This window comes from Streptomyces sp. NPDC006510 (assembly GCF_040611955.1).
Taxonomy (GTDB): domain Bacteria; phylum Actinomycetota; class Actinomycetes; order Streptomycetales; family Streptomycetaceae; genus Streptomyces.
In genome coordinates this window covers 1-1,676 of record NZ_JBEXPH010000439.1, presented here as the reverse complement: position 1 = coordinate 1,676, position 1,676 = coordinate 1, and the positions used below count along the sequence as shown (strand labels likewise).

The window sequence follows — 1,676 nt, the reverse complement described above, 5'->3', positions numbered from 1 at the left end:
ACGGTGGAGACCGTGTCGCTGATCGCCTTCCAGTAGCTCTTGCCCTCGCCGATCCAGTCCTGCAGCGGGGTGAGTTCCCAGCACCAGCGTCAGCCCCAACAGCAGCCCCAGCGCCAGCAGTACGCGCCGCCGCAGCAGCCGGCGCCCCAGCCGCCTGCCCCGCGTCAGCCCCGCGAGCCGAGGCAGCGCAGTGCCAACCCGATGAGGATCCCCGGCCTCGGCTGCCTCAAGGGCTGCCTGTTCACCCTGGTGCTGCTGTTCGTCGCGGGCTGGCTGATCTGGGAACTCACCCCGCTGCAGGACTGGATCGGCGAGGGCAAGAGCTACTGGAAGGCGATCAGCGACACGGTCTCCACCGTCGGCGACTGGATCTCGAAACTGGGCGGCAGCAGCGACGGCAGCGGCAGCGGCACCCCCTGAGCGGCCGCAACACCATCAACTCTGTAGCTATATCGACTTCTACGGGCCCAGTTTCCACCGCATATCGCCCGCAGAAGTGAAGGTTGGCGCCATCCCGGGCACTCAACCCCCTGATCGACGCGTAACTTTGTCGACCGGGGGTCATGAGCGACGGTCCATCGCCAGCCGCTGAGGGAGCAGTCTTGGCACGGAATATCGGCAGCCGGTACACCGCACACCAGATCCTGGGGCGCGGCAGCGCCGGCACGGTGTGGCTCGGCGAAGGGCCCGAGGGCCCGGTGGCCATCAAGCTGCTGCGCGAGGACCTCGCGTCCGACCAGGAACTCGTGGGCCGCTTCGTCCAGGAGCGCACCGCCCTGCTCGGTCTCGACCATCCCCATGTCGTCGCCGTCCGCGACCTCGTGGTGGACGGCAACGACCTGGCACTGGTCATGGACCTGGTACGCGGCACCGACCTGCGTACCCGCCTCGACCGCGAACGCCGTCTCGCGCCCGAGGCCGCCGTGGCGATCATCGCGGACGTCGCCGACGGCCTCGCCGCCGCGCACGCCGCCGGCGTGGTCCACCGCGACGTCAAGCCGGAGAACATCCTGCTCGACATGGAGGGTCCGCTCGGACCCGGCGGCTCGCACCCGGCACTGCTCACCGACTTCGGTGTGGCCAAGCTGATCGACACCCCCCGCCGCACCAAGGCCACCAAGATCATCGGCACGCCGGACTACCTGGCCCCCGAGATAGTCGAGGGGCTCCCGCCGAGAGCCGCCGTCGACATCTACGCCCTCGCCACGGTCCTGTATGAACTCCTCGCCGGCTTCACGCCCTTCGGCGGCGGACACCCCGGCGCCGTCCTGCGCCGCCACGTCACGGAGACGGTCGTACCGCTCCCCGGCATCCCCGACGAGCTCTGGCAGCTCCTGGTCCAGTGCCTGGCCAAGGCCCCCGCCTCCCGGCTGCGCGCCTCCGAGCTCGCGGCCCGGCTGCGCGAGCAGCTCCCGCACCTGGCCGGCATCCCGCCGCTCGACGTGGACGAGCCGGACACCGAGCCGGAGCCCCAGACCTACGACGAGCAGCAGTACACCCCCGCCCCCGAGAAGCCCCGCCGCCGCGGCGCGGTCCCGCTGGTCCCCGGCTCGTCCGCCGACTCCAACCGCGACACCCACACACTCAAGTCTACCAGTTTCCAATGCATACAATGGTTGAGCCACTGCCTTTTACACCAGACTTAATAAACCACCTGCGCTCGCTTTACGCCCAAT

2 pseudogenes are annotated in these 1,676 nt (G+C 69.5%); both read left to right on the top strand.

Going from position 1 to position 1,676, the window contains the following annotated elements:
* Positions 1 to 87: 87 nt before the first annotated feature.
* Positions 88 to 420 (top strand): annotated as a pseudogene (locus ABZY11_RS44285) (serine/threonine protein kinase); the annotation flags it as partial.
* Between the two features lie 182 nt (positions 421 to 602).
* Positions 603 to 1,583, top strand: a pseudogene (locus ABZY11_RS44280) (serine/threonine-protein kinase); the annotation flags it as partial.
* Positions 1,584 to 1,676 lie beyond the last annotated feature (93 nt).